This is a genomic window from Bradyrhizobium sp. 17 (assembly GCF_023073515.1).
Classification (GTDB): domain Bacteria; phylum Pseudomonadota; class Alphaproteobacteria; order Rhizobiales; family Xanthobacteraceae; genus Bradyrhizobium; species Bradyrhizobium canariense_D.
Window position 1 is genome coordinate 1 of the sequence record NZ_JADPJQ010000070.1, and the last position, 620, is coordinate 620.

The following is a 620-nucleotide window of genomic DNA, read 5'->3' on the forward strand; positions in this document are numbered from 1 at the left end:
GCCTGCGAACGCACCCGCTTTTTTGATAGATAATCTATGATGACCGACGGCGAGAGTACGACCGTTGCCTGGCGCATTGCCGAGTCAATCGGAGAGCGCATCATCAGCGGCGCGATCCCGCCAGATGCCCCGCTGCGGCAGGATCATGTCGCGCGGGAGTTCAACTCGAGCCACGTCCCGGTACGCGAGGCTTTTCGGCAATTGGAGGCGCAACATCTTGTCGTCGCTGTGCCCCGTCGCGGCGTTCGGGTTGCCCCGCTTGATACCACTTCAGTGAAAGAGATCGCCGAGATGCGTGCCGCGCTCGAAGTGGTCGCATTGCGCAATGCGGCGCCAAAGTTCACATCGACCCATTTGGCACGAATTGAGCTCGCTCTGATTGAAGGAGACAATGCCCAGACGATTCAGGATTTTGAGATGGCCAACCGCGCCTTTCACCAGGCGCTGGTGGCGCCGTGCGCGATGCCGCGCCTGCTCGCCAGTCTCGACGGACTACAGCTTGCAAATTCGCGATTGGTGTTCGCGATGGCGCGCAATGCTGGGGGGCGACCGCGATCCAATCAGGATCACCGCCTGATTCTGCAGGCACTGCGAGCGCGCAACGTCGATCAAGCCTGCAA

The 620-nt window shown here is 60.8% G+C and carries 1 protein-coding gene; it reads left to right on the forward strand.

What is annotated here, in order from left to right; translation table 11 throughout:
* Window positions 1–36 precede the first annotated feature (36 nt).
* Window positions 37–620 (forward strand): GntR family transcriptional regulator (locus IVB13_RS13615; RefSeq protein WP_247489166.1); only part of this gene is annotated, 584 nt, incomplete at its 3' end.